The 23,475-nt window shown below is 73.5% G+C and carries 20 protein-coding genes; 11 read left to right on the forward strand and 9 right to left on the reverse strand.

All coding sequences use genetic code 11. From position 1 onward, the window contains the following. Nucleotides 1–67 precede the first annotated feature (67 nt). Both ACFYYR_RS26615 and ACFYYR_RS26620 read right to left on the reverse strand, forming a co-directional pair. On the reverse strand, nucleotides 68–343 hold the full coding sequence (locus tag ACFYYR_RS26615) for a hypothetical protein (RefSeq protein ID WP_388858532.1): 276 nt from the start codon (nucleotides 341–343) through the stop codon (nucleotides 68–70). Nucleotides 344–547: 204 nt separating this feature from the next. Beyond that, nucleotides 548–1,741: an MFS transporter gene (locus ACFYYR_RS26620; RefSeq protein ID WP_388858535.1), complete on the reverse strand. Its 1,194-nt coding sequence runs from the start codon at nucleotides 1,739–1,741 to the stop codon at nucleotides 548–550. Between the two features lie 47 nt (nucleotides 1,742–1,788). Between ACFYYR_RS26620 and ACFYYR_RS26625 the strand changes: the two genes are divergently transcribed. Next, the gene (locus ACFYYR_RS26625) at nucleotides 1,789–3,204 is read left to right on the forward strand and encodes a PLP-dependent aminotransferase family protein (protein ID WP_388858538.1); all 1,416 of its coding nucleotides are present in this window, start codon (nucleotides 1,789–1,791) and stop codon (nucleotides 3,202–3,204) included. Nucleotides 3,205–3,262: 58 nt separating this feature from the next. On the opposite strand, the gene ACFYYR_RS26630 is transcribed toward ACFYYR_RS26625, so the two are convergent. The 3 genes from ACFYYR_RS26630 to ACFYYR_RS26640 all read right to left on the reverse strand — a co-directional run bounded on the left by ACFYYR_RS26630 (nucleotide 3,263) and on the right by ACFYYR_RS26640 (nucleotide 6,015). Further along, entirely contained in the window at nucleotides 3,263–3,904 is a 642-nt protein-coding gene (locus ACFYYR_RS26630) for an SMI1/KNR4 family protein (RefSeq protein WP_388858541.1), read from the reverse strand. After that, nucleotides 3,901–4,953, reverse strand: coding sequence for a hypothetical protein (locus tag ACFYYR_RS26635; RefSeq protein ID WP_388858753.1), 1,053 nt, complete (start codon nucleotides 4,951–4,953; stop codon nucleotides 3,901–3,903). The genes ACFYYR_RS26630 and ACFYYR_RS26635 overlap by 4 nt, the downstream gene beginning before the upstream one ends. A 183-nt stretch (nucleotides 4,954–5,136) precedes the next feature. Beyond that, nucleotides 5,137–6,015, reverse strand: coding sequence for a hypothetical protein (locus tag ACFYYR_RS26640; RefSeq protein ID WP_388858544.1), 879 nt, complete (start codon nucleotides 6,013–6,015; stop codon nucleotides 5,137–5,139). Between the two features lie 344 nt (nucleotides 6,016–6,359). On the opposite strand from ACFYYR_RS26640, the gene ACFYYR_RS26645 reads away from it, so the two are divergent. Both ACFYYR_RS26645 and ACFYYR_RS26650 read left to right on the forward strand, forming a co-directional pair. After that, nucleotides 6,360–6,503, forward strand: a complete 144-nt coding sequence (locus ACFYYR_RS26645; RefSeq protein WP_388858547.1) for a hypothetical protein — start codon at nucleotides 6,360–6,362, stop codon at nucleotides 6,501–6,503. Between the two features lie 124 nt (nucleotides 6,504–6,627). Continuing rightward, complete coding sequence (locus tag ACFYYR_RS26650; RefSeq protein ID WP_388858550.1) at nucleotides 6,628–8,067, forward strand: MFS transporter; 1,440 nt, start codon at nucleotides 6,628–6,630, stop codon at nucleotides 8,065–8,067. A 275-nt stretch (nucleotides 8,068–8,342) separates the two neighbouring features. On the opposite strand, the gene ACFYYR_RS26655 is transcribed toward ACFYYR_RS26650, so the two are convergent. Continuing rightward, complete coding sequence (locus ACFYYR_RS26655; RefSeq protein ID WP_388858553.1) at nucleotides 8,343–8,852, reverse strand: GNAT family N-acetyltransferase; 510 nt, start codon at nucleotides 8,850–8,852, stop codon at nucleotides 8,343–8,345. Nucleotides 8,853–9,039: 187 nt separating this feature from the next. Here ACFYYR_RS26655 and ACFYYR_RS26660 point away from each other — a divergent pair, with 187 nt between their 5' ends. From ACFYYR_RS26660 to ACFYYR_RS26695, 8 genes are all read left to right on the forward strand, one after another. After that, complete coding sequence (locus ACFYYR_RS26660; protein WP_388858556.1) at nucleotides 9,040–9,567, forward strand: DUF3995 domain-containing protein; 528 nt, start codon at nucleotides 9,040–9,042, stop codon at nucleotides 9,565–9,567. A gap of 205 nt (nucleotides 9,568–9,772) precedes the next feature. After that, nucleotides 9,773–10,363 carry a GNAT family N-acetyltransferase gene (locus tag ACFYYR_RS26665; RefSeq protein WP_388858559.1) on the forward strand — a complete coding sequence of 197 codons (591 nt, stop codon included), beginning with the start codon at nucleotides 9,773–9,775 and terminating at the stop codon, nucleotides 10,361–10,363. A 51-nt stretch (nucleotides 10,364–10,414) separates the two neighbouring features. Further along, nucleotides 10,415–11,698 carry a GNAT family N-acetyltransferase gene (locus ACFYYR_RS26670; RefSeq protein WP_388858562.1) on the forward strand — a complete coding sequence of 428 codons (1,284 nt, stop codon included), beginning with the start codon at nucleotides 10,415–10,417 and terminating at the stop codon, nucleotides 11,696–11,698. A 619-nt stretch (nucleotides 11,699–12,317) separates the two neighbouring features. Further along, the gene (locus ACFYYR_RS26675; protein WP_388858565.1) at nucleotides 12,318–13,238 is read left to right on the forward strand and encodes a nitroreductase/quinone reductase family protein; all 921 of its coding nucleotides are present in this window, start codon (nucleotides 12,318–12,320) and stop codon (nucleotides 13,236–13,238) included. Between the two features lie 355 nt (nucleotides 13,239–13,593). Further along, nucleotides 13,594–13,806, forward strand: coding sequence for a hypothetical protein (locus ACFYYR_RS26680; protein WP_388858568.1), 213 nt, complete (start codon nucleotides 13,594–13,596; stop codon nucleotides 13,804–13,806). 37 nt (nucleotides 13,807–13,843) lie between these two features. Continuing rightward, on the forward strand, nucleotides 13,844–15,559 hold the full coding sequence (locus ACFYYR_RS26685; RefSeq protein WP_388858571.1) for a DUF6895 family protein: 1,716 nt from the start codon (nucleotides 13,844–13,846) through the stop codon (nucleotides 15,557–15,559). A gap of 284 nt (nucleotides 15,560–15,843) precedes the next feature. Beyond that, a complete protein-coding gene (locus ACFYYR_RS26690) occupies nucleotides 15,844–17,139 on the forward strand; it encodes a haloacid dehalogenase-like hydrolase (protein WP_388858574.1) in 1,296 nt (431 codons plus the stop codon). Nucleotides 17,140–17,493: 354 nt separating this feature from the next. Then, the gene (locus ACFYYR_RS26695) at nucleotides 17,494–19,017 is read left to right on the forward strand and encodes a fibronectin type III domain-containing protein (RefSeq protein ID WP_388858577.1); all 1,524 of its coding nucleotides are present in this window, start codon (nucleotides 17,494–17,496) and stop codon (nucleotides 19,015–19,017) included. A gap of 116 nt (nucleotides 19,018–19,133) precedes the next feature. On the opposite strand, the gene ACFYYR_RS26700 is transcribed toward ACFYYR_RS26695, so the two are convergent. The 3 genes from ACFYYR_RS26700 to ACFYYR_RS26710 are packed head-to-tail and all read right to left on the reverse strand — an operon-like array spanning nucleotide 19,134 to nucleotide 23,446. Next, nucleotides 19,134–20,087: a DMT family transporter gene (locus tag ACFYYR_RS26700; protein ID WP_388858580.1), complete on the reverse strand. Its 954-nt coding sequence runs from the start codon at nucleotides 20,085–20,087 to the stop codon at nucleotides 19,134–19,136. Continuing rightward, entirely contained in the window at nucleotides 20,074–21,600 is a 1,527-nt protein-coding gene (locus ACFYYR_RS26705) for a pyridoxal phosphate-dependent decarboxylase family protein (RefSeq protein WP_388858583.1), read from the reverse strand. The genes ACFYYR_RS26700 and ACFYYR_RS26705 overlap by 14 nt, the downstream gene beginning before the upstream one ends. 37 nt (nucleotides 21,601–21,637) lie before the next feature. Beyond that, on the reverse strand, nucleotides 21,638–23,446 hold the full coding sequence (locus ACFYYR_RS26710; protein WP_388858586.1) for an FAD-dependent oxidoreductase: 1,809 nt from the start codon (nucleotides 23,444–23,446) through the stop codon (nucleotides 21,638–21,640). Between the last annotated feature and the right edge of the window lie 29 nt (nucleotides 23,447–23,475).

The raw sequence follows: 23,475 nt of genomic DNA on the forward strand, positions 1-23,475 counted from the left end.
GGCCGCACCTCCCGGTGCGCGGAACCCGGGGCCACCCGGTTCGGCGCGCCGGGACGCGCCGGTCGCCTCAGGGTGCCGTGGCGGCCACCCGCCGGATCTCGGTGCCCTCGATCGTGACCCCGGGGGCCGTCCAGTCGGCGGCGGGCGGGGTCGCCGCACGGGCCTCGTCCTCGCTCTCGAACAGCACCATCGAGAGCCCGCGGCCGTCGACCGGCTCCATCCAGTACCCGGCGATGAAGCCGGGGGCCGAGCGCACGCTCGGCATGATGTCCTCCATCAGCGCGGCGGCGGCCACCGGTGCCAGCACCGGTTCGATCGTCAGCGTCACGAGTACTGCGTGCATACGGCCTCTCCGTCTCCGCGGGCTCCCGGCGGACGTTGCCGTCCGCGGCCGGGCACCGGCCCGGCGTCCGGCTGACATCCTCCACCGGGGCGGGGCAGTTGCCCCCTGCCCTGCTGCGCCGACCCGTCGTCATCACCTGTTCGCCGCAGGAGCGGCCAGGGCAGCGGTCCGGGCCGCCGGCCGGGGTGCTGCCGCAGCCGTGCGTCACCGCTCGGCACCGCCGCCCCGACGGTCGGCCCGGGCAGGGACGACAGCGGTGAGCATCAGCGCCGCGGTGACAGCGAACGCCCAGGGGTACCCGGTCCGGCCCGCGAGCGCTCCGAAACCGACGGCTCCGATGCCCATGCCCGCGTCGTAGGCGAGGTTCCAGAGCGCGCTGACGGTGCCGTAGCCCGGCGCGGAGACCCGGGCGTACATCAGGGTGAGCGTGGCGTTCTGGGCGGCGCCGAAGCCGACGCCGAACAGGGCGACGCCCGCCACGACCGCGACCGGGCTGTGCGTCAGCGCCAGGACGCCCGTCCCGCCCGCCGACAGCAGCAGGCCGGGGAGGACGAGCCCGGCCGTCCCGTGCCGGTCGCCGCGGCGGCCCGCCCACCAGCGGGCCAGCGTGGTGGCCGCGGGCTGCACGAACAGCGCGACGGCGACGAGTCCCGCGAACTGCCGCGGGACGGCGAGCGGGAGGAAGGTGACGACGATTCCGGCCGCCAGCGCGGTGGTGGCGAACACCAGGGCGGGCCGGACGAGGGCTCCGGTGCGCAGGCCGGCGAGCATCCCGAGCGGCGGCCCCGCCTCCGGATCGCGGTCGGGCAGCCCCGGCACCGTGGCGATCGCGGCCAGCGCCGCCACCGCCCCGGCGAGGGCGACCGGGGTGTAGCCCACATGCAGCGCGAGCCATACGCCCAGCGGCAGGGCGAGCAGCGACGGCACCCCCGACACCACACCGACCAGCGCCAGCCCCTCGCCCCGGCGGTCGGCCGGAATGAGTGACGCGGTCAGCGCACCCCCGGCGACGACCGTCAACGCGAAGCCCAGACCGCGCACCAGACAGACCGTCACGATCCACCCCATGCTCCCGGAGACCGTGAGCACCAGCGCCGGTGTGCCGAGCAGGACCAGCCCCGCCGCGAGCGTCACCCGGTAGCCCCAGCGGGCGACCAGCCGCGGTGCGGCGAGTTCGCCCACGACCGTGGAGAGCATCAGCGCCCCCATGGCGGCCCCCGCCGTGCCGCCGCCTCCGCCGGAGGCCGCCGCGTACAGGGGAACGACGGACAGCAGCAGGTAGAAGCTGGTCGACGCCCCGAGGATGCTCACGAAACGCAGCAGCAACGCCCGTGACAGCAGTGGGGGCCGCGCCCCGGCGGCGGGCACGGGTGGTGGCGAGCTCATCGGTGCGGTCATGCGACGCACGCTAGATCCGGACCGGATCGCCGGTAAGGTCCACTTCCATGCCGCTCCAGTGGTCCGGTCCGTCACCCGACCTGTTACTGACCGTCGACCGGGAGAGCCGCGAGCCGTTGCGGGCCCAGCTGGAAGGCCGGCTGCGGGACGCCATCCGGTCGGGACGGCTCGGGACCGGTGAACGGCTCCCGTCCTCCCGTGCCCTCGCCCGCGGCCTCGGGCTCTCCCGCGGCCTGGTGCAGGAGTGCTACGCCCAGCTCCGGGCCGAGGGCTATCTGGTGACCCGCGTCGGTGCCGACACCCGGGTCGCGGCCGGAGCGTCCGTACCCCCGGGCCCGACGAGCGCCCCCGCGGCACCCGAACGTCTGACGGCGGACTTCCGCTGGGGCGTGCCCGATCTGCGGAGCTTCCCGCGCACCGACTGGCTGTGGGCGCTGCGTGAGGCGGCGCGGACCCTGCCGACGGCGGCGCTGGACTACGGCGATCCGCGCGGCGACGCGCAGCTGCGCGAGGTGCTGGCGGGCTATCTGCGGCGGGTGCGGGCGGCCGCGGCGGACCCGCACCGGATGGTGATCTGTTCCGGCTATGCCCAGGGCCTCGGGCTCGCGCTGCGCGCCCTGGCCGGGACGGGCATCCGCACCGTGGCCCACGAGGACCCCGGCTCCCCGGCCGCGGTGGCCGCCGCTGCGGGCTGGGCGGGCATGACGACGGTCCCGGTGCCGGTGGACGAGCAGGGCATCGACGTGCGGGCACTGGAGGCGACCGGTGCCCGTGCCGTGATCGTGACCCCGGCCCACCAGTGGCCCACCGGTGTGGCCCTCTCCCCCGAGCGGCGGCTCGCGTTGCTGGACTGGGCGGTGCGGCGGGACGCCGTCATCGTCGAGGACGACTACGACGCCGAGTTCCGCTACGACCGGGAACCGGTGGGCGCGCTGCAGGGACTGGCGGCGGACCGGGTGATCGCCATCGGGACCGTCAGCAAGTCCCTGGCCCCGGCGCTGCGCATCGGCTGGCTGCTCTGCCCGCCCGCGCTCGCGGCACCGGTGGTCGAGAACAAGCGGGTGAACGACCGCGGCTCTCCCGCCCTCGACCAGCTGGCGCTGGCGCGCCTGGTCGAGTCCGGGCGCTTCGACCGGCACCTGCGCCGGATGCGGACGGCCTACGCCACCCGGCGCACCGCGCTGCTGGCGGCGCTCACCGAGCACGCCCCGGACGTCGAGGTGACCGGGCTCGCGGCGGGCTTCCACGCGGTCGCCCGCCTCGGTGACCACCACGACGAACGGTCCGTCGTCGCCGCGGCGCGGGACCGGAACGTCGGCCTCTACGGCATGAGCGCCTGCCGCTCCGCCCCCGCCGCCGGACCGGTACGGCTGGTGCTGGGGTTCGGCAACGTCGGCGAACGGTCCATCGCGGCCGGTATCGCGGCGGTGGCCGATGTGCTGACCCGGGGAGCGCCGGAGTGACCCGGGCCCGGAGCGGCGGCCCGGCGCCTCGTCCGGACGGCGCTGCCGGGCAGGCCGTTCACCGCGCCGGCACGCCCCCGTCCTGTGCCTGCCTCTCCGCCCGCTCCAGCCAGTCGAGATACCAGTCGGCGAAGCTCACACGGCTGCCGTCCGACCGCTCCCGCGGCACGATCCACTCGCCCACGGCCCGCACGTCGTCCCAGACGGTGCCCCGTTCCGGTCCGCTGACGACGAGCAACGTGTAGTAGCCGCAGCCCTGGTGGCCGAGGAGCACCGTCCCGTGGTCGGCCCGGTCGTGCATCCCGTCGAGGACGAGCCGCTCGTAGTCGGCCCAGGCCTGCTGGAAGGCCGCCTCGTCGGCGAAGCCGGCACGCTCCGGCTCGGGCGGTTCGTCCACCACGGGGACGAACGGCAGCGCGGCCTCGGCGGCGCGCGGGCCGTCGAACCGCTCCACGGTGAAGAGCCCGTAGTCCGGCCCCGCTCCGCCCGAGGCCACCTCCAGCAGGAAGCGCCGGTAGTCCTCGGGCAGCCGGACGCCCATCGCCCGCTCACCGGCCACCAGCACGTCCTCCGCGAGCGGGGGCCGCAGCAGGAAGCCGTGGCCGCTCCGGTCCGGGTCGGCTCCGAACACCTGGCGCGCGCCCGGGGCTTCGCGCAGCGCGAGCACCCGCTCGCGTACGCCCGTCCACAAGCCGGTCATGCTCCCCAGTCCTTCCGGTAGGCGGACCAGTCGCGCTCCTCGGCGGCGAAGTCGACATAGAGAGCGACGCCGAAGCGCGCCCGCTCGTGGTCCGTGCGGGACAGCCCGAGGCGGATGCCGCGGACCGCTGCGCCGACCGTCTCGGCGTTCTCCCGGTGCCCGATGTCGTCCTCGTGGAAGAACGGCAGCCCCATCAGCAGATCCGTGGTCCGGGGGGTCACTTCCAGGGCGAGCGAGGTCTGTTGGGCGACATAGCCGCCGTACAGGCTCTCCAGCGGCATCGAGGTGTCGTACGACATCACGGCGATCTGGTCGACCCGGCGGGCCACCTCCCCGAAGAACTCCTGCGACCACCACTTCGGATGCCCGGCGAGGGCGCCCGCGGCGGAGTGCAGCCCGGGCAGCGGATCGATCTGGTGCGCGGCGACCGACAGCGGCACGTCGCGCTTCCGGGTGAGCGGACGCAGCCGGTCCAGGAGGGCGAGGTAGTCGCCGTCCCCCGAGTGCAGGGGTTCCAGGTCGAAGTGCACACCGCCGAAACCCGCGTCCAGGATCCGTCGGGTCGAGGCCACGATCCGGGCGCGGGTGCGGGCATCGGTCAGGCGCAGACCGGTGGGGCCCTCGGTGGCCAGCTTGTCGCCGAGCCACGCCTGGACGCGCACCCGCGGCAGGGCGCGGCGCGTGCCGTCGAGGAACCACCGGGCGCGCCGGTAGCGGTCGGAGCGCAGACTCCCGTCGTGCTCCAACGGACCGGCGTGCACGTACAGATCGCGGATGCCGGTGCGCCGGAGCCGGGTGGCGAGTGCGGCGAGGTCGGCGTCGGTCCTGCGGCCGTCCAGCCAGGCGTGCCCCAGCCAGAGGGCGTCGCGGTGCCGGGTGCGGGTCCCGTCGCCGACGTCGCCGGTGCAGTTCAGCCGCAGCGCGAGCGCGGCGCCCGTGACCGGCAGCAGGACCACCAGGACCAGGGCGAGCGCGATCCGCTTCGGCCACGTCGGCCGCCGTCGGCACCACCGCGCGCGCACGCGCTGTGCCAGGTCACCCACGGACATACCCATCGCCCCCGCCCCCGTCATGCCGGGCCTCACCCTAACGAGGGCGTGACCGGGGGCACTCCACCGGGCCCGCGGCAGGTCGGCAGGTCCGTGCGGACGGCGGGCGTTCACGGCGGCGGCACCGGAATTTCGTGGAGCGCCCGGCTGCTGCTCTTGCCCCTGTCCGAGGCCGGCTTCCGGCTACCAGAGGGTCTTGAGACAGAGGCTCGTCGTGCCGCCCTTGCCGTACTTGAGGTCCGCGTAGTACTCGCCGTCAGCACACTTCTCGCCCTGTTCGTCCAGGCTGCGGCTCACCTCGTACTCCGCCTGCGGCGCCCCGCAGTCGGTGATCCGCAGGTCCTGGTCCTTCCAGTCGCCCTCGTTCCGCACGCAGTCGCCGACGGACAGCGTCTCGGCCCGCTCGACGCCCTCGTCCGGGCTCCCGCCCCCGGCCACCGCACCGATGACGATCAGCACCGGGATCGCCACGAGGACGAGCAGCATCGGGACGAGGAACAGCAGGGCCTGGGGCCGACGCGTCAGAGGCCTGCCGGGGTCCAGGGAGGGCCGGAAGCCGCCGGCCGGGGGCGCGAGCCTCGCCAGGGCGGAGCGCGGCCCGAAGAAGTTCATCAGCAGCGTGATCGGCGTGAAGATGGTGGACAGCGGGCTCCACCACCCCGCGACCAGGGTGTTGGCCGACATGTCGCGGAGCGTGGCCAGCCCGCAGTTCCGGCAGAACGGCCCCGTCGTCTTCAGGAACCGCATGATGACGACCATGCCCTGGTGACCGCGCACGGTGGCCTGGACCGCGGGCTGCGCACCGCAGAACCGGCAGCCGGACGCACCGCCCGGGTACGGCGCGGGCTGCGGAGCGTAGGGGTACGCGTGCGGCCCGGCGAACGCCGGTCCCGCCGGCTGTCCCTGGGGGTACCCGGGTGCACCCACGTGCGGCGGGGCGCCCCAGCCGCCCGGCTGGGGCGGATACGGGGCTCCGGGCTGGGGCGGATACGGGGCTCCGGGCTGCGGTGCGGACGGCTGCGCGTACGGATTCGAGCCGTGCGGCGGTGGCGGGCTGGCCACGGTGGTTCCCCCTCGTTCGTGCGCGGCACCCGGATGCGGTGACGCCGGAGCACCCTAACCAAGGGGCCCGGCACCGGGAGTCATGGGGGCGCACCATCGGGACGGCTCGGGGCGCGCTGTCACGCAGGGGCGGCGCCATCCGTTCCTCCCGGTGGACGGCACGCTTGCCCCGCGAACGGGCGGATGGGCGGATGGGCGGGCAGGACCGTCACGGGAGCGGACGGTCGCCCCGGCCCCGGCGTTGCAGGACACTCCTCCGACGTTGCTCACCGTCCTCCGGCGGAGATCAGATGTGCGGCCCCGTGACCTGAACCCGTACAGTGGCGCCGATGGTGGCCTTTCTGATGTCCGAAGCAGCAGACCGCGCACGGCGCGCGGTCCGCTTCGTCATGGCCACGTTCCGTCGCGTCACCCGGGCCATGGGCCGTCGCCCGGCCGGGCTGGTGTGGATCACCAGGCGCCCGAGCACGACGGCTGCCTCGGCCTGACGCGCCACGGGCTCACTGTTCCGCGCGCTGCTTCACGGCTGTCGGGCCGTCCGTCCTCCTCGCACGCCCCTGCAGACCGGGGCGGCCACGGGCCGCCCCGTAGACGGAACGGTTCATCCTCTCCATGCTCACCCCTCCGACGACGCCTTATCCCGCGGCGGTCCGCTGCCGACGGAAGCTGGGCGCCGCGGTCATCTGCCTGGCACAGCTGACCGTGGTGCTGGTCGCCTCCATCACCAACATCGCGTTGCCCTCGGTGCAGCACGCACTGCACATCTCCGAGTCCGCCCGCTCCTGGGGCGTGACCGGCTACATGCTGGCCTTCGGCGCCCTGCTGCTGCCCGGCGGGCGGATCGCCGACTGCACCGGGCGCCGACGGGCGCTCGTCCTGGGCCTCTGCGGGTTCGCCGGCAGTTCCGCTCTGGGCGGTCTGGCGGTGAACGGGCCGATGTTCTTCGCGATGCGGGCCGGCCAGGGGGCCTTCGCGGCTCTGCTGGTGCCGGCCGCGCTCTCCCTGCTGACCGTCACGTTCACCGACCCGGCCGAGCGTGCGGCGGTGTTCGGCGTCTACGGCGCGGTCACCGGCGCGGGTTCCGCGACCGGCCTGCTCGCGGGCGGCATCCTGACGCAGTTCGCGTCGTGGCGCTGGTGCATGTTCATCGCGGTGCCGTTCACCCTGCTCGCGGCAGTGATGGCGCCGCGAGTGCTCGACGAGAGCCGGGCGGACGACGTACGGCTCCCCGGTCTGCCGAGCACGCTGACCGCCGTACTGGGCCTGGGCGCCCCGGTGTACGGGTTCACGGCCGCCGAGCAGCACGGCTGGGGCTCGCCGGAGGCACTGGGCGCCTTCATCGCGGCGCCGGCCCTCCTCGCGGTGTTCCTGCTGCTGCAACGGCGGGGCGAGCACCCGCTGTTGCCGCTGCACGTCGTCGCCCACCGGGGAAGGGCCGCCGGACTGCTCGCCGTGGGGCTCGGGGGGCTCGCCGTCACCGGCATCTTCCTGCTGCTGAGCTACTACCTGCAGCGCGGCCTCGGGCTGTCGGCGCTGGCCTCGGGTCTGGCCTTCCTGCCGTTCTCCGCCGGAATGGCCGCGGCGGCTTCCCTCGGCGGACGGCTGCTGCCGCGTACCGGGCCGCTCCCCCTGATGGCGGGTGGTCTGCTCACCGCGGCCGCCGGTGTACTGCTGCTGAGCCGGGTCAGTGGCGGCGGCGACTACGGCGCTCATGTGCTGCCGGGTCTCCTGGTGTTGTCCGCAGGTGTGGGACCGATGTTCGCGGCGGGTTCGGCCACGGCACTGGACCAGGTCGGGGACCGGGACGCCGGGGTGGCGGGCGCGGTGTTCAATGCGGTCATCGAAATCGCCGGAGCACTGGGGTCGGCGGTGCTGGCCACCGTGGTCACGGCCGCGGGGAACGGCCCGGCGGCGGCCCTGCGCGGCTACCGGACCGCGTTCGGGTGCAGCGCCGTGGCACTCGCCGTCGGCGCGGTCGTGGTCGCACTGGTACTGCGCGGCGCCCCGGGCGGTGGCCGGCTCCGGCGCGCCCCCGACAGCCCGGGCAACTGACCGGCACCGCTTCACAGTCGGCCCGGCCGACCCGCACCGCGTCACAGCCTGCACGGCGGCCACGGGCCGAGCGGAAGGGGTGGTCCCGGACCATCCATCAGGCCGACGGCACCCCGCCCATTCCCCGCGGTGTGCCTCGGCCCCGCCGCCTCGTCCGGGACGGCGAAAAGCACGTGCACCGTGCATGACGGGCCATCACCCCGGCAACGGATGGCACCGCCGGCACCCGTCGCCCCGGGCCCGGGACCGGCGTTCGGCTCGTCCGCACTGCCGGCTCAACTGCCCTCGGCCTCCGCGCGCTCTCCGCTCAGGTCCCGCACAGAGGAGATCGCCGGCCGGCCGTCCAGCACGGTCTCGCCGACAGCACGGAAGCCGGTGCGGATCAGCACCGCCCGCGACGCCGCGTTGTCGAGCGTCACAGCCGCCCGTACCGTGCTCAGGCCGTACTCCGTGGCGCCGAGTCCGCAGACCTGCCGGACCGCGGCTGTGGCCAGGCCCCGGCCGGCGGCCTGCTCCGCGATCCGGTACCCGAGCTCGGCGGAACCGTCCGCCACGTCGACGAGGTTGACCCGCCCCACGATCTCGCCGGCATCGGCCACCAGGACATGGAAGAGACACCGTCCCTCGGCCTGCTCGGCGAGGAGTCCGCGGTGCCGGGCGTCGAAGTGCGCGAAGTAGTCGTCACCACGGTCCGGTACGGAGGCGGCGAAGTACGCACGGTTCTCCAGCTCGAAGGCGAGCAGGGCCGTTGCGTGGCCGGGGCGGAGCAACTGGAGCTCGGGCATACGGGCACAGTACGCGCCCCCGGCCCGGGGACACCCCTCATTATTCGGGCCGATTGCTCAAGGGCCGGGTCCCCGACCGCCGGTGCCTGCTCGGCCGCGTTGCCCGGAGCGCACGCCGACGAGTCGGCCCGGTGCCCGCGGCGGGCGGACAGCCGAGGCGGAACAGGGGACCGGATACGGTGCCGTGGTGGCAGCGAGGACGGACTTCGCGGGCGGGGGAGGCATGGGAACGGGCAGCAAGCCGACGGCCGTGTACGGCCGGGCGGCCTCGCTCTGGGCGGCGGCCTTCGCCGCCTTGCACTTCTACTGGGCTCTCGGCGGCGACCGCGGCCTCAGCGTGTCCGCGGGTGAGGCACTGGCCGCCGAACGCCCGCCGTGGTTCGTGGTGTTCGGCCTGTGGGGCGTGGGACTGCTCTGCCTCGCGGCCGCGCTGCCGGCCTGGCTCCTCACCCGCCCTCGGCCCGGCGGCATTCCGGGGCTGCTCGTCAGCTCGGCGGGCTGGGGAATCGGCATCCTGCTGCTGGCGCGCGGCATCGGCATCGAGGTGCTGCTTCTGGCGGCCTCGTCCGGCCAGGTCGCCGCCGTCTCCCCGGAACAGCGGACGTGGTCGCTGGCGTTGTGGAATCCGTGGTTCGTCGTCGGTGGCCTGGCGTTCGGCCTCGCCGCGCTCCGGTACGGCAAGCACACCGCCACCGGCCCTGTTCCGGCTTCCTGAGGCGCCACCGCCCCCGGGCACCGGGGTCCCGGCGCCCTCCGGCCTGTCCACAAGAGTTCCTTGCGCATCAACGTGCACGTGGCCTCGTAACGGCGCAGCGGTCCGTCGGGAGCGTTCGTCCCGCGAGTCCGTTTCCCCTCGCACGGTCGCGACACTCCCGGAGAACTCAGCGGCGGCGACGAGCCGGGAGTGACAAGGTGCGCTCATGCGCACCGACGTGACCCTCCGCCTCCTGGACCACGTGCTCCTGGAGGAGCTGCTCCGCACCGCGGTGGCGGACGCGGATCCCGCTGAGGTGATGCCACCGCTGCCCGGGCCACCGGGGTGGACCGCCGAACGCCGTCAGGCCTTCGAGCGGTTCCACCGGTCGAGGTCGTTGGCGGCCGATCCGGTGGAGACGACCTTCGCCGTCCTCGTGGACCGGACCGTGGTGGGGGCGGCGCGGCTGTGCCCGGTTGCGGACACACCGGCAACCGTCGAAGCGGGTCTGTGGATCGGGCGGTCCCACCGCGGTCAGGGCGTCGGCGGCGCGGTCCTCGACCTGCTCCTCCACCGGGCCCGCGCCGACGGATCCACAGCGCTGATCGTGCACACCACGCCCGACAACACCGCCGTCCACCGCCTGATCACCCGCATCGGCATCGCACCACGGCGCCAGGGGGACGCCGTGACGGCGCACGTGGACCTCACCGTCACCATGCGGGACCGCTCAGGAACCGACGCCGACGGTCCCGCCGCACCGCCGCCCCACGGAGTCGTAAGCGCCGAAGGGAACTCCGGCCACCATGCCGAGTGAACAACCTGCGGGCGTGCAGACGGCATCCGGCCCGGCATAGAGTGCTGATCCGTGAACAGACACATACCCTTACCTTCCGGCCGACTGCACAACTTCCGTGATCTCGGCGGCTATTCCACCGACGACGGCCGGACGGTGCGCTGGGGACGGATGTTCCGTTCCGACTCACTGGGCAAACTCCAGGGCGAGGACTGGGAACGGTTCCTGGCTCTGGGGATCCGTACGGTCATCGACCTGCGCCACTCCTGGGAGATCGAGGCCAAGGGCCGTATTCCGGAGCATCCGTCCTTCACCTATCACCACCTCAGCGTCGAGCACCGCCCCTACGATCAGGCCGGCCTCGGCGCGGAGGTGCAGACCGGGCCGTTCCTCGCCGAGCGGTACCTGGAAGTCGCCGAGGACGGCGTCCGGGAGCTGCGCCGGGCTCTCGAGGTGATCGCCGCCGAGGACGGCCCCGTCGTGTTCCACTGCACGTCGGGGAAGGACCGCACCGGTCTGCTCGCCGCCCTCGTCCTGGACCTGCTGGGGGTCTCCGAAGCCGACATCGTCGCGGACTTCGCCCTGACCGGGCTCGCCACACAGCGGCTCCTCGCCGACTGGCGGACCGACCACGGGGGCCGGGAACCGGCCTGGCCCGGATACGGCCGGGCACCGGGCGAGGTGATGAGCCTGTTCCTGGCCGCCCTGGCGCAGCGGCACGGATCGGTGCACAACTACACCGGTCAGGTGCTCGGGCCGGACGGCGCCCAGGTCGTCTCCGCGTTGCGACGGAATCTGCTCGAACCGGCCCCGCACACGGAACTCTCCTTCCGGCGGGCCGACGAACGGGATCTGAGCGAGCTCGTCCGCCTCCGGGACGCGGCGGCCGACTGGCAGATCGCCCACGGGATCGACCAGTGGAAGCCGGGACAGCTCGGTGAGGACCACTTCCGGGCCCGCCTCGAGGACGGCGAGGTGTGGATCGCCACCCTCGCTCCCGACGGCCCCGTCGCCGGGGCCTGGGAACTGTGGTGGGAGGACCGGGCTGCCTGGGGCCACCGGCCGCCGAACGCCGGCTATGTGCACCGGTTGATGACCGACCGCCGGGTGGCGCCGCCGGGCGCCGGGCGCCGGATGCTGGCCGAGGCCGAACGCCGTGTCGCCGCCACCGGCCGCGAGGTGTGCCGGCTCGACTGCCTGGCCTCCAACCCCCGGCTCCGGACGTACTACGAGGCGGCGGGCTACACGGTCGTGGACGCGCGCCGGCCGAAGGACGGCGGGCTGGGCAGCGTGTACGACGTCACCCTGCTGGAGAAGCAGCTCCGGCCGGACCCGGAGCCCGCGCGGGAGCTCTGAACCGCAGGAATCCGCGGGCCCTGGCGGCGGTCACCGCCGCCGGGGTGACCGCCACCCGGGCCCTGGGGCGGCGCAGCCCGCCCGGTCTCGTACACACCGCGCGGCAACTCCGCTTCCGTTCACCGTCATGGGCTGCGCGGCTCCGTTCCGGCCGCAGTGGGAACACCGGGCCGCCCGGCCCGGATTCCGCGTTGACATGCCGCCACCGGCTGGCTCTAATGGTCCGCGTGCCACGTGGCGCCGACCGGAGAGCAGTGGGCAGGTCGGCAGCCGGGCGAGCACTGTCACAGAGGGACGATGCCGTGAGTACACACTCCGTTTTCCGCGTCTGACGCAGCCACGTCCGACGTCTTCCGCGTCCGACGCAGCCACGTCCGCGTTCGTCCCTCGTCCTCCGCGACGCCGCGCCGTCGTCGAGTGACCTCACGCACCGAGCCGTCCGATCGCGCCTCCTTCGTGGAGCCGTCGCGGCGTCCGCTCCCGGCTCGGTGCGCGCCATGGGTCTCCGCCTCCGGATGAGGGGTCGTACGTCACGGCGTGCTGCCTGCTTCCCGCACCACCTCCGTTCCCGCGCACCCGTCGCGGGTCCGCGTCATCCTGTTGGGAGACCCCACACCGTATGACCCTGTCCTTCAATCGATCGGTGATCGAGGAGTTCCGAGCCCGGGGAGGAAAGGTCGGTGGCCCCTTCGAAGGCAGCGACCTCCTGCTGCTGACCACCACCGGCGCCACGTCGGGGAGGGAGCACACCACCCCGCTCGCCTGCTTCCGCGACGGCGACCGGCTGCTCGTCGTGGCGTCCGCCGCCGGTGCGCCGCGCCATCCGGACTGGTACCACAACCTGCTCGCCCACCCGTTGGTGCAAGTGGAGTTCGGCACCGAGGAGTTCCCGGCCGTCGCCGTGCCCGCGGAAGGCGCTCACCGGGACCGGCTGTTCGCCCAGGTGGTGGGCGCGGCGCCCGGATTCGCCGACTACCAGGCCCGCACCGCACGGACCCTGCCGGTCGTGATGCTGGAGCGCTCCGAGCCGGGCCCGGACGAGGCACCCCGCGAGATCACCAGTCTGGCGGACAAGCTGATCGAGGTCCACACCTGGCTGCGCGCACAGCTGAAGCAGGTGCGCGCCGAGGCGGACGCCCACTTCGCCGCACGCCCGGGCGCAGCCGTGGAGGGCTCCGGTGCGCCGCCCGCGCCGGCACTGGGACTGCAGATCCGGCAGCACTGTCTCGCCTTCTGCCAAGCCCTGACGTTCCATCACACCAGCGAGGACGAGCATGTCTTTCCTTCCCTCGACACCCATCATCCTCATCTGCGTGCGGCTCTCGACCGGCTGCGCGCCGAACACCGGACCGTCGGCCGCATCAAGGACGAACTCGCCGGCCTGCTGGGGAGCATCGGCACCGCCGATCCCCACCGGTTCCGCAGCGAACTGGAGCGGATGTCCGAAGAACTGACCGCCCACCTCGACTACGAGGAGGAGTCACTCATCCCGGTGCTGGCCGAGATCCCGTTCCCGCCCGGACCGCCGAACCCGTCGTGACACAGAGCCCGGCCGGGGCGACCCGACGCCCCGGCCGGCGCAGCGGGGCGGCGATGAGCGAACGCTGTGGCGCTCACCGCCGAGGGGGCCTGACGGGCCCCGGCCCCGCACGTCCCGCCGTCCCCGGGAACCCCACTCACGACGGCTCGGGGACCGCCTCGACAACAGACCGGGGAGCGGCTCGAAAACGAGAACAATGCGTCCCCCGTCCGAGTGGTTTGACTCCGACGATTCACCGTGCCAAAAGGCCTGCGGCCCTTCGAACTGGCGCATGGAAAAGGGAAGTTGGTTACTTGACCATGCGGGGTGGCGATATTCGCGACAACTGTCGGACCACCCACAGGAGAACACCACCATGTCCACACCGTGCCCGCCCGTCGACGCCCGTAAGGCGTTGGACTTCGTCAGAACCAGTGGCCTCGTCGATCTCACCGTTCCGCTGGAGCGCATAGTCGGCCAGGTCAGCCAGCTCGAGGACGTCGCAGGATACGTCCTCGCCTGGGAGCGCTACGTCCTCGTCGTCGCCCATGAGGTCGCCGAGTCGGCCGAATCCGGCGCAGCCAACTGAATTCACCGGTAAGTCGATGATCGGCGGGAGACATTCCATGGACCATGACCGGCCCGACCGCCGATCACCGTCGGGGCGCGCAGTGGAGGAACGGGCGGTCGCCTGGCTCGCTGCGCGCCGCACCCTGATCGACCCCGGGGACGTCGGCCCCGACGAGGTGCTCTTCGTCCGCAAGGCGCTGATCGAGACCGCTTTTCTGGTCGGGCTCCGGGCACGGCTCGTTCCCTCCCCGCTGGAGAGCGATTACGCGTCGCTGCTGGAACAGATCCGGCACATCGCCGCCCGGCCGTCCTATCGCGAACTCATCGCCCGGGACGAGGACGCGCTGCTGCTCTATGCCGGCACCTATGCGGCGCTGCGGCTCTGCGGATTCGAGGACCCGGAATTCCGGCATCTCGTGGAACGGACCGCGGCGGGTGGGTACGCCACCGCTTTCGAGCGGATCCCCTATCGCCAACTGGATCTGCTGCACACCCTCGAGGTCTGCGGTATCGAGCACACCCTGCCCGCCATGGACGACGTGCTGCCGTTCTCCCTCCTCTGCAACCGTCCGAATGTCCTCAAGCTGACCGACCGCGACATCTACGCGGTCACCCATACGGTTTTCTATGTCACGGACTTCGGACTGCGGCGGCCCCGCTGGCCGCGCGGCTTCGCCCCCGGAGAGGCCGTGGAGCTCCTCGACGCCCTCCTGGTCGTCTGCCGGGCCCGGCAGAACGCCGATCTGGTCGGCGAACTCCTCTGCTGCCTGCTGTGTCTCGGCGTCAAGGAGTCGCCGGCCGCGGACGAGGCCCGGCAGTTCCTGGCCTCCGTCCAGGAACCGGACGGACGGGTGAACGGACCGAGCGGCATCGTGCACCCGCAGTTCGCCGACAGCGACCCGGAGTACCGGCGCTGGGCGGAGGGTTACCACACCACGATCGTCGCCGCCCTGGCCGGACTGCTGGACCGCAGCCCCGATCTCACCATCGCTCCCCCGCCACCGGCTCCCGCCGCGGGGATCGAGCCGGCCGTGCCCCTCCGGCAGGCGGTCGTATGGCTGGCCGAGAGCGGGGTGCGCCATCCCGTACGCACCGGGATTCCGGCGGTGGCCGCGGCGGCGTGCGGGGCGTCCGCTCTCGGGGAGCCGGAGCTCGCCGGCCCGGCGCTGCGCCACCTCGCGGAACGGCTCGCCGACGCCGGACCGGAGGAGTGGCAGGAGCAGGGCATGGAGGTGGCCGGGGAGTTCGCGGCGGCACTGCGCGCGTCCGGAGCGGCCTGCCCGTCCCTGGAGCGGTTCCTCGAGGCGACCGCCGCGGTCATCGGCTCGCTGGACACGGTGCCCGCGGAGGCGGCGGAGAACGTCCACCGCCTCGCCGGTCTGGGCCTCATCGACGTGCGGCGCGCGGCGGAGCTGACCGGTGGCGCGTCCGGGGCGGCGGGCCGCTCCCCGGAGGCGTGTGTCACCGAGCTGCTGGACGCCCGGCGGACGTATCACCTGGGGAAGGCGGCTCATCTGCTGCGCGAACTGGTCCGGGCCGGCCACGCCGGGCACCGCCTCACCCGGGACCTGGCCGGCTTCCTGCTCGCCCAGCAGCATCCGGACGGCGGGTTCGGATATCCGGCCTGCGACGAGCCCGGCCGCCGCGAGGAGTGCCGGCTCTCCTGGACCCGGAGCATCGTCACCGCGCTGGCCGGGATGACGACTTCCGCTCCCGGGAATCCCGGGGAGGACGTCCCGGCCGGTTCGGGAGCCGTCCGCGTCGCCCGCTGACGCCTGCCACCGCGGGACGTGGGTTCCGGCGGGCCAACCGGCAATCAGGGAGACCCGCCCCGGGCCGTCCCGCGGGGCGAACGCCGGTGCTGCGCACGCACCGCTTCCGCCGCCCCGGACCTCACCCGACACACCGTCCGGCCCGCGTCCGCCGGGCCGGACGGTGTGTCCCGTGCCGGACCCAAAGCCCCTGGCCACGGCCGCACTCCGCGGTGCATACTTGCCGCGCGGCGCGGCCCGGCCCCGGGTACGGTGTGCCTCCCACCGTCATCACCGGAGTGTCCATGCGCAACTTGTCCATACCGGCTGCCCTGAGCCTCGCCGCCGCAGCCACGGTCGTCGCCGTCGTCCCCGCCACGGCCGACTCCGCCGCCCCCGCCGGGGCCTCGGTCACCTCTTCGGCCCCGTGTCCGCAGCTGTCCCGGGACCTCACCTGGTACGGCGACAACCGCGCCCGGCTGCAGCAGGTCATCGACGAGCGCGGCCGGTGCGGGAAGCCGGGCCCGGACGGCCGTCCGGTGGCCGCCTTCGACTGGGACAACACCGTCGTCAAGAACGACACCACGGACGCCACACTCGCCTGGGCCCTGCAGCACGACAAGATCCTGCGGCCCAAGAGCTGGAGCGCCACCAGCAAGTGGCTGACACCGGCCGCCGACCGCGCCCTCACCGAGGCCTGCGGCACCTCCGTCCCGGTGGGCGCCCCGCTGCGCACCTCCACCAACACCCGGTGCACCGACGAGATCTTCGAGATCCGCAGCACCGCGAAGACCATGGACGGGGAGGAGGCCTTCGCCGGCCGCTGGAACCACCGCCGGACGGTGCCGGAGTACGCCTGGGTGCCGCAGCTGTTCGCCGGGCACACCCCCGACCGGCTCACCTCGTTCGCCCGGCAGGCGCGCGCCGAGTTCCTGGCCGCCCCCGTGGGCAGCAAGCGCACCGTGGGCACCCACACCATCCCCGGCTACCTGCGCTACTACCCGCAGCAGAAGGACCTGATCCGCACCCTGCGGAAGGCCGGGTTCGACGTCTACATCGTCTCCGCGGGCGCCGAGCCGATCACCGACGCCTGGGCGGGCGGCGTGGGCATCGACCGGGACCACACCATCGCCATCCGCAGTGTGCTCCGCAAGGGCCGGATCACCACCGGGACGCAGGGGTGCGGCGATGTGCCGGCCGGGCAGGGCGAGGCCATCCCGTACATCGACGGCAAGCGCTGCATGATCAACCAGGAGATCTTCGGCATCAAGGGTGCCGACGCCTGGAAGCGGCAGGACGCGGCGCACCGCATCGTGGTGGGCGGCGGCGACGCGAACACCGATGTGACGTTCGTCGGCGACGCCACCGGCGCGCACCTCGTGCTGAACCGCAACAAGGACGAGTTCATGTGCCGCGGTTACGACGACGCGGACGGGCGGTGGCTGGTGAACCCGATGTTCATCGAGCCGCTGCCCCGCAAGAAGACGCCGTACCCGTGCTCCACCGCCGGGTACAACAACCCGGACGGTTCGATGGGCCCGGTGCTGCGGCAGGACGGCAGTGTCGTGCCCGACCAGCAGGACGTCGTGTCCGGCAGCTGATGACGGCTGCCCCGCCGTTCCGCCCCCGGGCGGGACGGCGGTGGCGCTGCCGGGGCGGGCCGGCGACCGGTTCCGAGGCCGGTCACCGGCCCGCCCCGCGGCCTCGCCCCCGGGGGCCGCAGGCACCCGGGCGGCGGACGGCCGCCGCGTAACGCCGCCTCCGGCCGTTGGAGTGGATGCCCCGCACCGGGGGCGTGGCGCAGCGGCCCCTCCGTGGACCGGCTTCTAAGGTCGGCGGCTGTCCGACCGTCCAGGAGAGGTGGGTGTGTCATGCGACGCACTGCAGTGCCCGGTCCCCGTGACACGCCGGTCCCCGGTGACCGCGGGCAGCGTCCGTACGCCGGGGATTTCCCGGTGAGTGGTCACCGGACCTGGCGGCGCCGGGCGACGGCGGCGGCCGGGACGGTGCTGCTGTGCGCGACGGGACTGGTGACCGCGCCGCCGGCCGCCGCCGCGGCGCCCGCACCCGTGCCGGGCAGCGCGCCGCTGTACGTCTCCGACTACGCGGGAGGCCGGGTCCTGAAGGTGCGGGCGGACGGCGGTGGGCAGTCCACCGTGCCCACCACGGGCCTGACCCGGCCGACCGGCATGGCGGCGGACGCCGCCGGGAACCTCTTCGTCTCCGACACCGGCAACAACCGGGTGGTGAAGGTCCCGGGGCGCGGTGGCGGGCAGACCGTCCTGCCGGCCACCGGTCTGAACCGGCCGATCGGCCTGGCGCTCGACGCGGACGGGGACGTCTACATCTCCGACAGCTTCAACGACCGGGTGGTGAAGCTGCCGGCCGGCGGCGGCCCGCAGACCACCGTCCCCACCACCGGGCTCACGCACCCGTACGGGCTGGCGCTCGACACCTTCGGCAACCTGTTCGTCGCCGACTTCGTCAACGACCGGGTGGTGAAGGTGCCGGCCGACGGCGGACCGCAGACCACCGTCCCCACCAATGGGCTCAACCAGCCGACCGGGCTGGCCCTGGACACGGCGGGGAACCTGTTCATCGCCGACAGCGGCAACGACCGCGTGGTGGAGGTCCCGGCGGGCGGCGGGCCGCAGGTCACGGTGCCCACCACGGGTCTGGACGTGCCGGCGGCGCTCGCCACGGACGCGTTCGGCCAGCTCTACATCGCGGACTTCGGCAACGAGCGCGTGGTGAAGGTCGCCCCCGGAGGAGGCGGGCAGACCACGGTGCCGCTCACCGCCCCGGGGTCCCCGGCCGGGCTGGCGATCCCGCCCTCCCCCGCTCCGCCGACCGGGGTGACGGCCACTCCCGGGGCGGCGCGGGCCACGGTGTCGTTCACCCCGAGCGGCTCCGGGTCCGTCACCGGCTACACCGTCACGGCGCGCGACGTCACCGCCTCCGGCCCCGGCGGCCGGACCGCGCGGGGCACCGGCTCCCCCATCACCGTCACCGGGCTCACCCCGGGCCACCGGTACACGTTCACGGTCACCGCGACCAACGCCGGTCGGGCCACCAGCCTGCGCTCGGCGCCGTCCCCGGCGGTCATCATTCCCGCCGCGGCGCCGGTGCCGGTCCGCACCCGGCTCGACGCGAAGCCGGCCACGGCTCTGTGGCAGGCCCGTCCGCCGGTGCTGTCGGTGAGCCACCTGGCCGCCACGCTCACCACCTCGGGCGGCTCCCCGGTGGCCGGCCGGACCGTCAGGTTCAGCACCGTGTCCGGACGCCAGGCGCTCTGCGCGGCGGTCACCGACAACTACGGCGTGGCCCGCTGCGACGTCACCCTCCGGGGCCGCGCCGCCGCGAGCGACCGTCTCCACCGGGAACTGCTGCGCCACGGCTACCTCGCCGTCCACGCCGCGTCCTCCGTGTACCGGTCCGCCGAGGACCGGGCCCCGGTACGGCCCGAACGCGGCCGCTGAGGCACGCACGCCCGGTACCGGCCGGCGTACCCGGTACCGGCCGGCGTACTCCCGGCCCCCTGCCGCTGTCGGCAGGGGGCCCGGCCACGGCCGTGGGGGGATGGGCCGGCGGGCGGTCAGCCGGTGGCCGCCACCCGTGCCCGGTTGAAGAGGTAGGCGCACAGGAAGACACCGGCCATGACGAGCAGTCCGCCCCACAGTTCGTGGAAGGTGGGCAGCCGGCCCTCCCACATCAGGTTGAACACTGCGCCGAACACCGCCTCCATGCCGATGACCGGACCCATCAGCGTCGTCGGCAGATGCCGGGTCGCGATGTTCCAGAACCAGGTGGCGCACCACGAGCCCAGCACGGCGAGCACGGTGCACCAGGCCAGGAAGGTCCAGAACGTCCGTGTGTCGGAGAAGGGTGACGGGCCGCCGGCCGACCGGGCCAGGGGGATGAGGAAGACCGAGGCGCAGCAGGCGCCGAACCCGATGCACGCGGTCCAGACGGTGTTGTCGACCGGGGTCCGGGCCCTGCGGAGGAGCAGGCCGTTGACGATGACGAAGTAGGACCACGCCACGCACGCGGCGACGCCGAGGGCCGTGCCGACGAGTGTGTCGTGCCCGTCCCCGGATCCCAGGGCGCCGGCACCGCCGTTCACCAGCAGCAGGCCGCCGGACATCACGACGATCGACAGGAGCAGCCGCCGCCACTCCAGGGCCTTCTCGAGGGAGTTCGACACCAGGGCGACCATCGCGGGGATCAGACCGGTGAGCGTCGAGGCGAGTACGCCGCCGGCGACCTCGGCGGACATCGACAGCAGCAGATAGAAGCCGATGTACCCGACGACGCCCAGGTGCATCGCCCGGAGCACGTTCCGCACGCCGAGCTGTCGCAGCTTGTTCCGGTGGAGCGCGAGGACGACGACGGAGAGGGCGCCGAAGACCGCGTACCGGCCCACCACCAGGCAGTAGATGTTGACCGGCGCGACGGCGGCGGGGCCGAGGAAGGTGAAGCCCCACAGGGCGGTCGCCGCGAGCGCCGCCGGCAGCCCCAGGGTGTAGTTGCGCGGCCTAATGTCCCTCACCCGCACCATCGTCGAGCATCCCGTCCTCCAGCAGGCCGTCGCCGAGGGAGACGACCTGGTCGACCAGGAAGTCCATGTCGCTCCGCACGGTCCGGTGGTTGGTGTTGGCGACTCTGATGACGAACTTACCGTCGATCAGGGTGTGGGACGGGACGGCGAGTCCCCGCAGTTGCAGGCGGGAGAGGATCTCCTGGTTGAGAGCGTTCAGTTCGTCCGGGCCGGCCCCCGGCCGGACATACCGGAAGCAGGCGATGTTCAGGGGACTGCGCGAGACGGTCTCGAGTCGTGGGGAGGCGTCGACCAGGCGGACGAGATGGGCGATCTGGTCGATGTTTCCGGCGATGGACCGGGCGAACCCGTCGAGGCCGTGGGTGCGGAGGGCGAACCACACCTTGAGGGCCCGGAAGCGCCGGGACTGCTCGATGCCCCGGTCCGCGAACGCCACCGGGTTCGAGGCCGGTCCACTGGGCGTCCGGCTGATGTAGTCGGCGTGCGAGCTGAAGGTGTCCTCGAGGGCGCCGGGCTCGCGGACCAGCACGCAGCTCACGTCGAACGGCAGATAGAACCACTTGTGGAGGTCGAAGACGAGCGAGTCCGCCCGGTTGAGTGCGGCCAGCAGGGGGCGCCGCTCCGGCAGCAGATAGGCGAACGCCCCGAAGGCACCGTCGAGATGGAGCCAGAGGTCCTCCTCCTGCGCGACGTTCACGAGGTCATCCAGCGGGTCGACCGCTCCGGTGTTCACGGTGCCCACGTTGCCGACGAGGCAGACGGGGCGCAGGCCCTCCGCGCGGTCCCTGCGGATCGCCCGGCGCAGCGCGGGGACGTCGATCCGGAAGTCGGGGTCGACGGGGATCGTACGGAAGAAGGCCCGTCCGATACCCAGCAGCTCGACCGCCTTCTCGAACGAGTGGTGGGTCTCCGTGGAGCCGTAGACGGTGAGTTGGGGTGCCTCACGCGCTCCCGCGTGCCGGATGTTCCACTCCGCGGCGCGGGACTGCCGGGCGGCGGCGAGCGCGATGATCTGGCCCATCGAGCAGCCGCTGGTCAGCAGTCCCGAGCCGTTCCGCGGCCAGTCGAAGGCCTGCTGGAGCCAGGTGACGACCTGTTCCTCGACGAGCATCGCGGCGTTCTCGCCGGCGCCCAGGGTGACGTTCATGACGGATGCGAGGAGGTCGGCGTAGGCGGCGACGGGCAGGCCCGAACCGTTCACCCAGCCCCAGAAGCGGGGATGGGTGTTGCCGCGCGGATACGGCAGGATCAGCGAACGGAACTCCTCGTAGACCGCGGTCATGGGCCGGGGCCCGGTGGGCAGTCCGGAGCCGAGTGCGGCACGCACCTCGTGGGGCACCGGCTGCCACACGGGCCGTTCGCGGAGCCCGGCGAAGTGGTCGACGACGTCGTCGATGATCTGCTTCCCGAGGGCTCTGAACTCCTCCCAGTCCTCGGGTTCCAGGGGAGACGCCGCTCGCGGTGGCGTCTCGGTGTGCTGCGGTCCCGGCTGGTCCCCGGTCATGTCCTCCCCCAACGGGTGTGCGGCTCGTGCGGCTTGCTCAGGTGGCCGAGGTGACGGGCTGCCGCGTGGCTCCCGCGGCCGGCTCGGTCGTGGTGCCGGCGAACGCGGTGAACCGGTCCGGCCGGTAGATGCGGTGCATGGGGTGGGGCTCTCCGCGGAGTGAGGCGAGGACGGCGCCGGCGACGGTGGGGGCCTGGGCGAAGCCACCGGTGTTGTGTCCGCCGGTGATGACGTAGAGGCCGCCGCCGGCGGTCCGTTCGGTGTGGTGCAGCCCCAGTGATGTGGAGGTCCAGGGCCGGACGCAGAACTTGAAGCCGTAGTTCTCCGCCGGGTCCGACGAGCGGGCGGGCGGGACGCTGCCGGGGAGGATCCGCCGGACGGTGTCGAGGATGCCGCGCCGCACGGCGTCGAGCTGCCGGGCGTCCACCGCGCCGGGGTCGCCGCCGACGTACCCGTAGCCGGACCCGACGACCAGGACCTCCCGGCCGTCGGCGTCGCGGGCCACCGTGACGTTCGCGTCCTCGGTGACATGCCCCCTGCGCGCCACCTTGAGCGACGTGCGGAGGCCGGTCCCGGCGTTGCTGATCCGCAGCCAGCCCCCGAGCACACCGTGGATCCTGCCCTCGCAGGGGGAGCCCTCGAGGAGGCGCTGTCCGTACACCCCGGGTGAGGCCACCACATGGGCGCCGGCCGGGAGGGGCAGCGGGCAGTCGAAGCCCGTGACCTGTCCGGCGGCGTCCCGGCGCACACCGGTGACGGGCGTGTTCCAGTGGAAGGAGACGCCGCGGCGCACGAGGTGGTCGATGATGCGGCGGGAGAACTTGTGGACGTTGAGGGTGAACCCGGGGACGAGGAAGCCGCCGCTGAGCGCGCCCTCACGCAGGGCGCGCCCCAGCGCCGGGACGTCCCGCGCGATGTCCTCGGCAGTGAACTCGCGGAGCACCGCGCCGATGCGGCGGTGGCGCGCCAGGGCCGCACCGAGGTGCAGGGGGTCGCTGTAGACGCGCAGGATGTCGTCGACGAGCACCACGTCCTCGAACAGGGCGCAGTGCCGCTGCCGTAAGGAACGCCAGTGGTTTCCGGAGTCGGCGTTCAGGGCGAAGACGTCCTCGGTGTAGGCACGGGTGAGCCAGGACGGGATCCGCTCGGACTCGTCGATCCACGCCGCTTCCTCCGGGGTCGGGTGCGGACGGTCGGAGGCGAGCCAGCCGAGCTGCTCGACCGGGGTGCGGAAGTGGTCCGGGCTCGTCAGCCAGGGGTCCCGGTTGGTGTAGCAGTCCATCTCGGTGAGGGTGAACATCCGGGCGTCGTCGCCCGCGAAGGTGCAGCCGTAGCGGTGCCAGTCCGCGCTGCCGGGCTCCGGTGACCGGTCGAGGACCGTCACCTCGTAGCCGCTCTCCGACAGGTGGAGTGCGGTGATCAGGCTGACGATGCCGGCGCCGATCACGACCACGTCGCGCCGCGCCCGGTCCGGCGGGTCCGCGGCGGGGCCGGGCGGGCGCCGCAGGGCGAACCACTGCTCGCAGCGCCGCAGTAACGCGCCGACGGTCTCCAGGCCCGCGCCCGGCTGCCGGTGTTCGCAGACACCGGGGTGGGCCGCCGGTGGCGGACGGCCGGCTGCATAGCCGACGAACACTCCGCCGGGGTGGTGCCGGGACCACTGCCGCAGCACGTCGCTCTCCGGCCGCCGCGCGGCGACCAGGCCGGTGGCCCCGTGCCGCCGGAGCGCGTCGAGGAGGTGACCGGGCGGAGCGTCGTGGAGGTCCGGGGCGTGGACGATGTTCCCCGGCCTCAGGAAGTCGGATGCCGCGACCTCGGGGTCGGGTGTGGTGAGCAGGATCTGCATCGTGCGCGCTCCCTCTCCGCTGGTGCATG

This window comes from Streptomyces sp. NPDC001922, assembly GCF_042891165.1.
Taxonomy (GTDB): Bacteria; Actinomycetota; Actinomycetes; order Streptomycetales; family Streptomycetaceae; genus Streptomyces.

Excerpts from the sequence above, each read along its gene's own strand:
- ACFYYR_RS26665 (WP_388858559.1), top strand. The coding sequence starts at position 9,773 with ATGCGCACCGACGTGACCCTCCGCCTCCTGGACCACGTGCTCCTGGAG.
- ACFYYR_RS26620 (WP_388858535.1), bottom strand. The coding sequence starts at position 1,741 with ATGACCGCACCGATGAGCTCGCCACCACCCGTGCCCGCCGCCGGGGCG.
- ACFYYR_RS26635 (WP_388858753.1), bottom strand. The coding sequence starts at position 4,953 with ATGTCCGTGGGTGACCTGGCACAGCGCGTGCGCGCGCGGTGGTGCCGA.
- ACFYYR_RS26650 (WP_388858550.1), top strand. The coding sequence starts at position 6,628 with ATGCTCACCCCTCCGACGACGCCTTATCCCGCGGCGGTCCGCTGCCGA.
- ACFYYR_RS26710 (WP_388858586.1), bottom strand. The coding sequence starts at position 23,446 with ATGCAGATCCTGCTCACCACACCCGACCCCGAGGTCGCGGCATCCGAC.
- ACFYYR_RS26690 (WP_388858574.1), top strand. The coding sequence starts at position 15,844 with ATGCGCAACTTGTCCATACCGGCTGCCCTGAGCCTCGCCGCCGCAGCC.
- ACFYYR_RS26680 (WP_388858568.1), top strand. The coding sequence starts at position 13,594 with ATGTCCACACCGTGCCCGCCCGTCGACGCCCGTAAGGCGTTGGACTTC.
- ACFYYR_RS26675 (WP_388858565.1), top strand. The coding sequence starts at position 12,318 with ATGACCCTGTCCTTCAATCGATCGGTGATCGAGGAGTTCCGAGCCCGG.
- ACFYYR_RS26685 (WP_388858571.1), top strand. The coding sequence starts at position 13,844 with ATGGACCATGACCGGCCCGACCGCCGATCACCGTCGGGGCGCGCAGTG.
- ACFYYR_RS26630 (WP_388858541.1), bottom strand. The coding sequence starts at position 3,904 with ATGACCGGCTTGTGGACGGGCGTACGCGAGCGGGTGCTCGCGCTGCGC.
- ACFYYR_RS26655 (WP_388858553.1), bottom strand. The coding sequence starts at position 8,852 with ATGCCCGAGCTCCAGTTGCTCCGCCCCGGCCACGCAACGGCCCTGCTC.
- ACFYYR_RS26615 (WP_388858532.1), bottom strand. The coding sequence starts at position 343 with ATGCACGCAGTACTCGTGACGCTGACGATCGAACCGGTGCTGGCACCG.
- ACFYYR_RS26625 (WP_388858538.1), top strand. The coding sequence starts at position 1,789 with ATGCCGCTCCAGTGGTCCGGTCCGTCACCCGACCTGTTACTGACCGTC.
- ACFYYR_RS26645 (WP_388858547.1), top strand. The coding sequence starts at position 6,360 with ATGTCCGAAGCAGCAGACCGCGCACGGCGCGCGGTCCGCTTCGTCATG.
- ACFYYR_RS26705 (WP_388858583.1), bottom strand. The coding sequence starts at position 21,600 with ATGACCGGGGACCAGCCGGGACCGCAGCACACCGAGACGCCACCGCGA.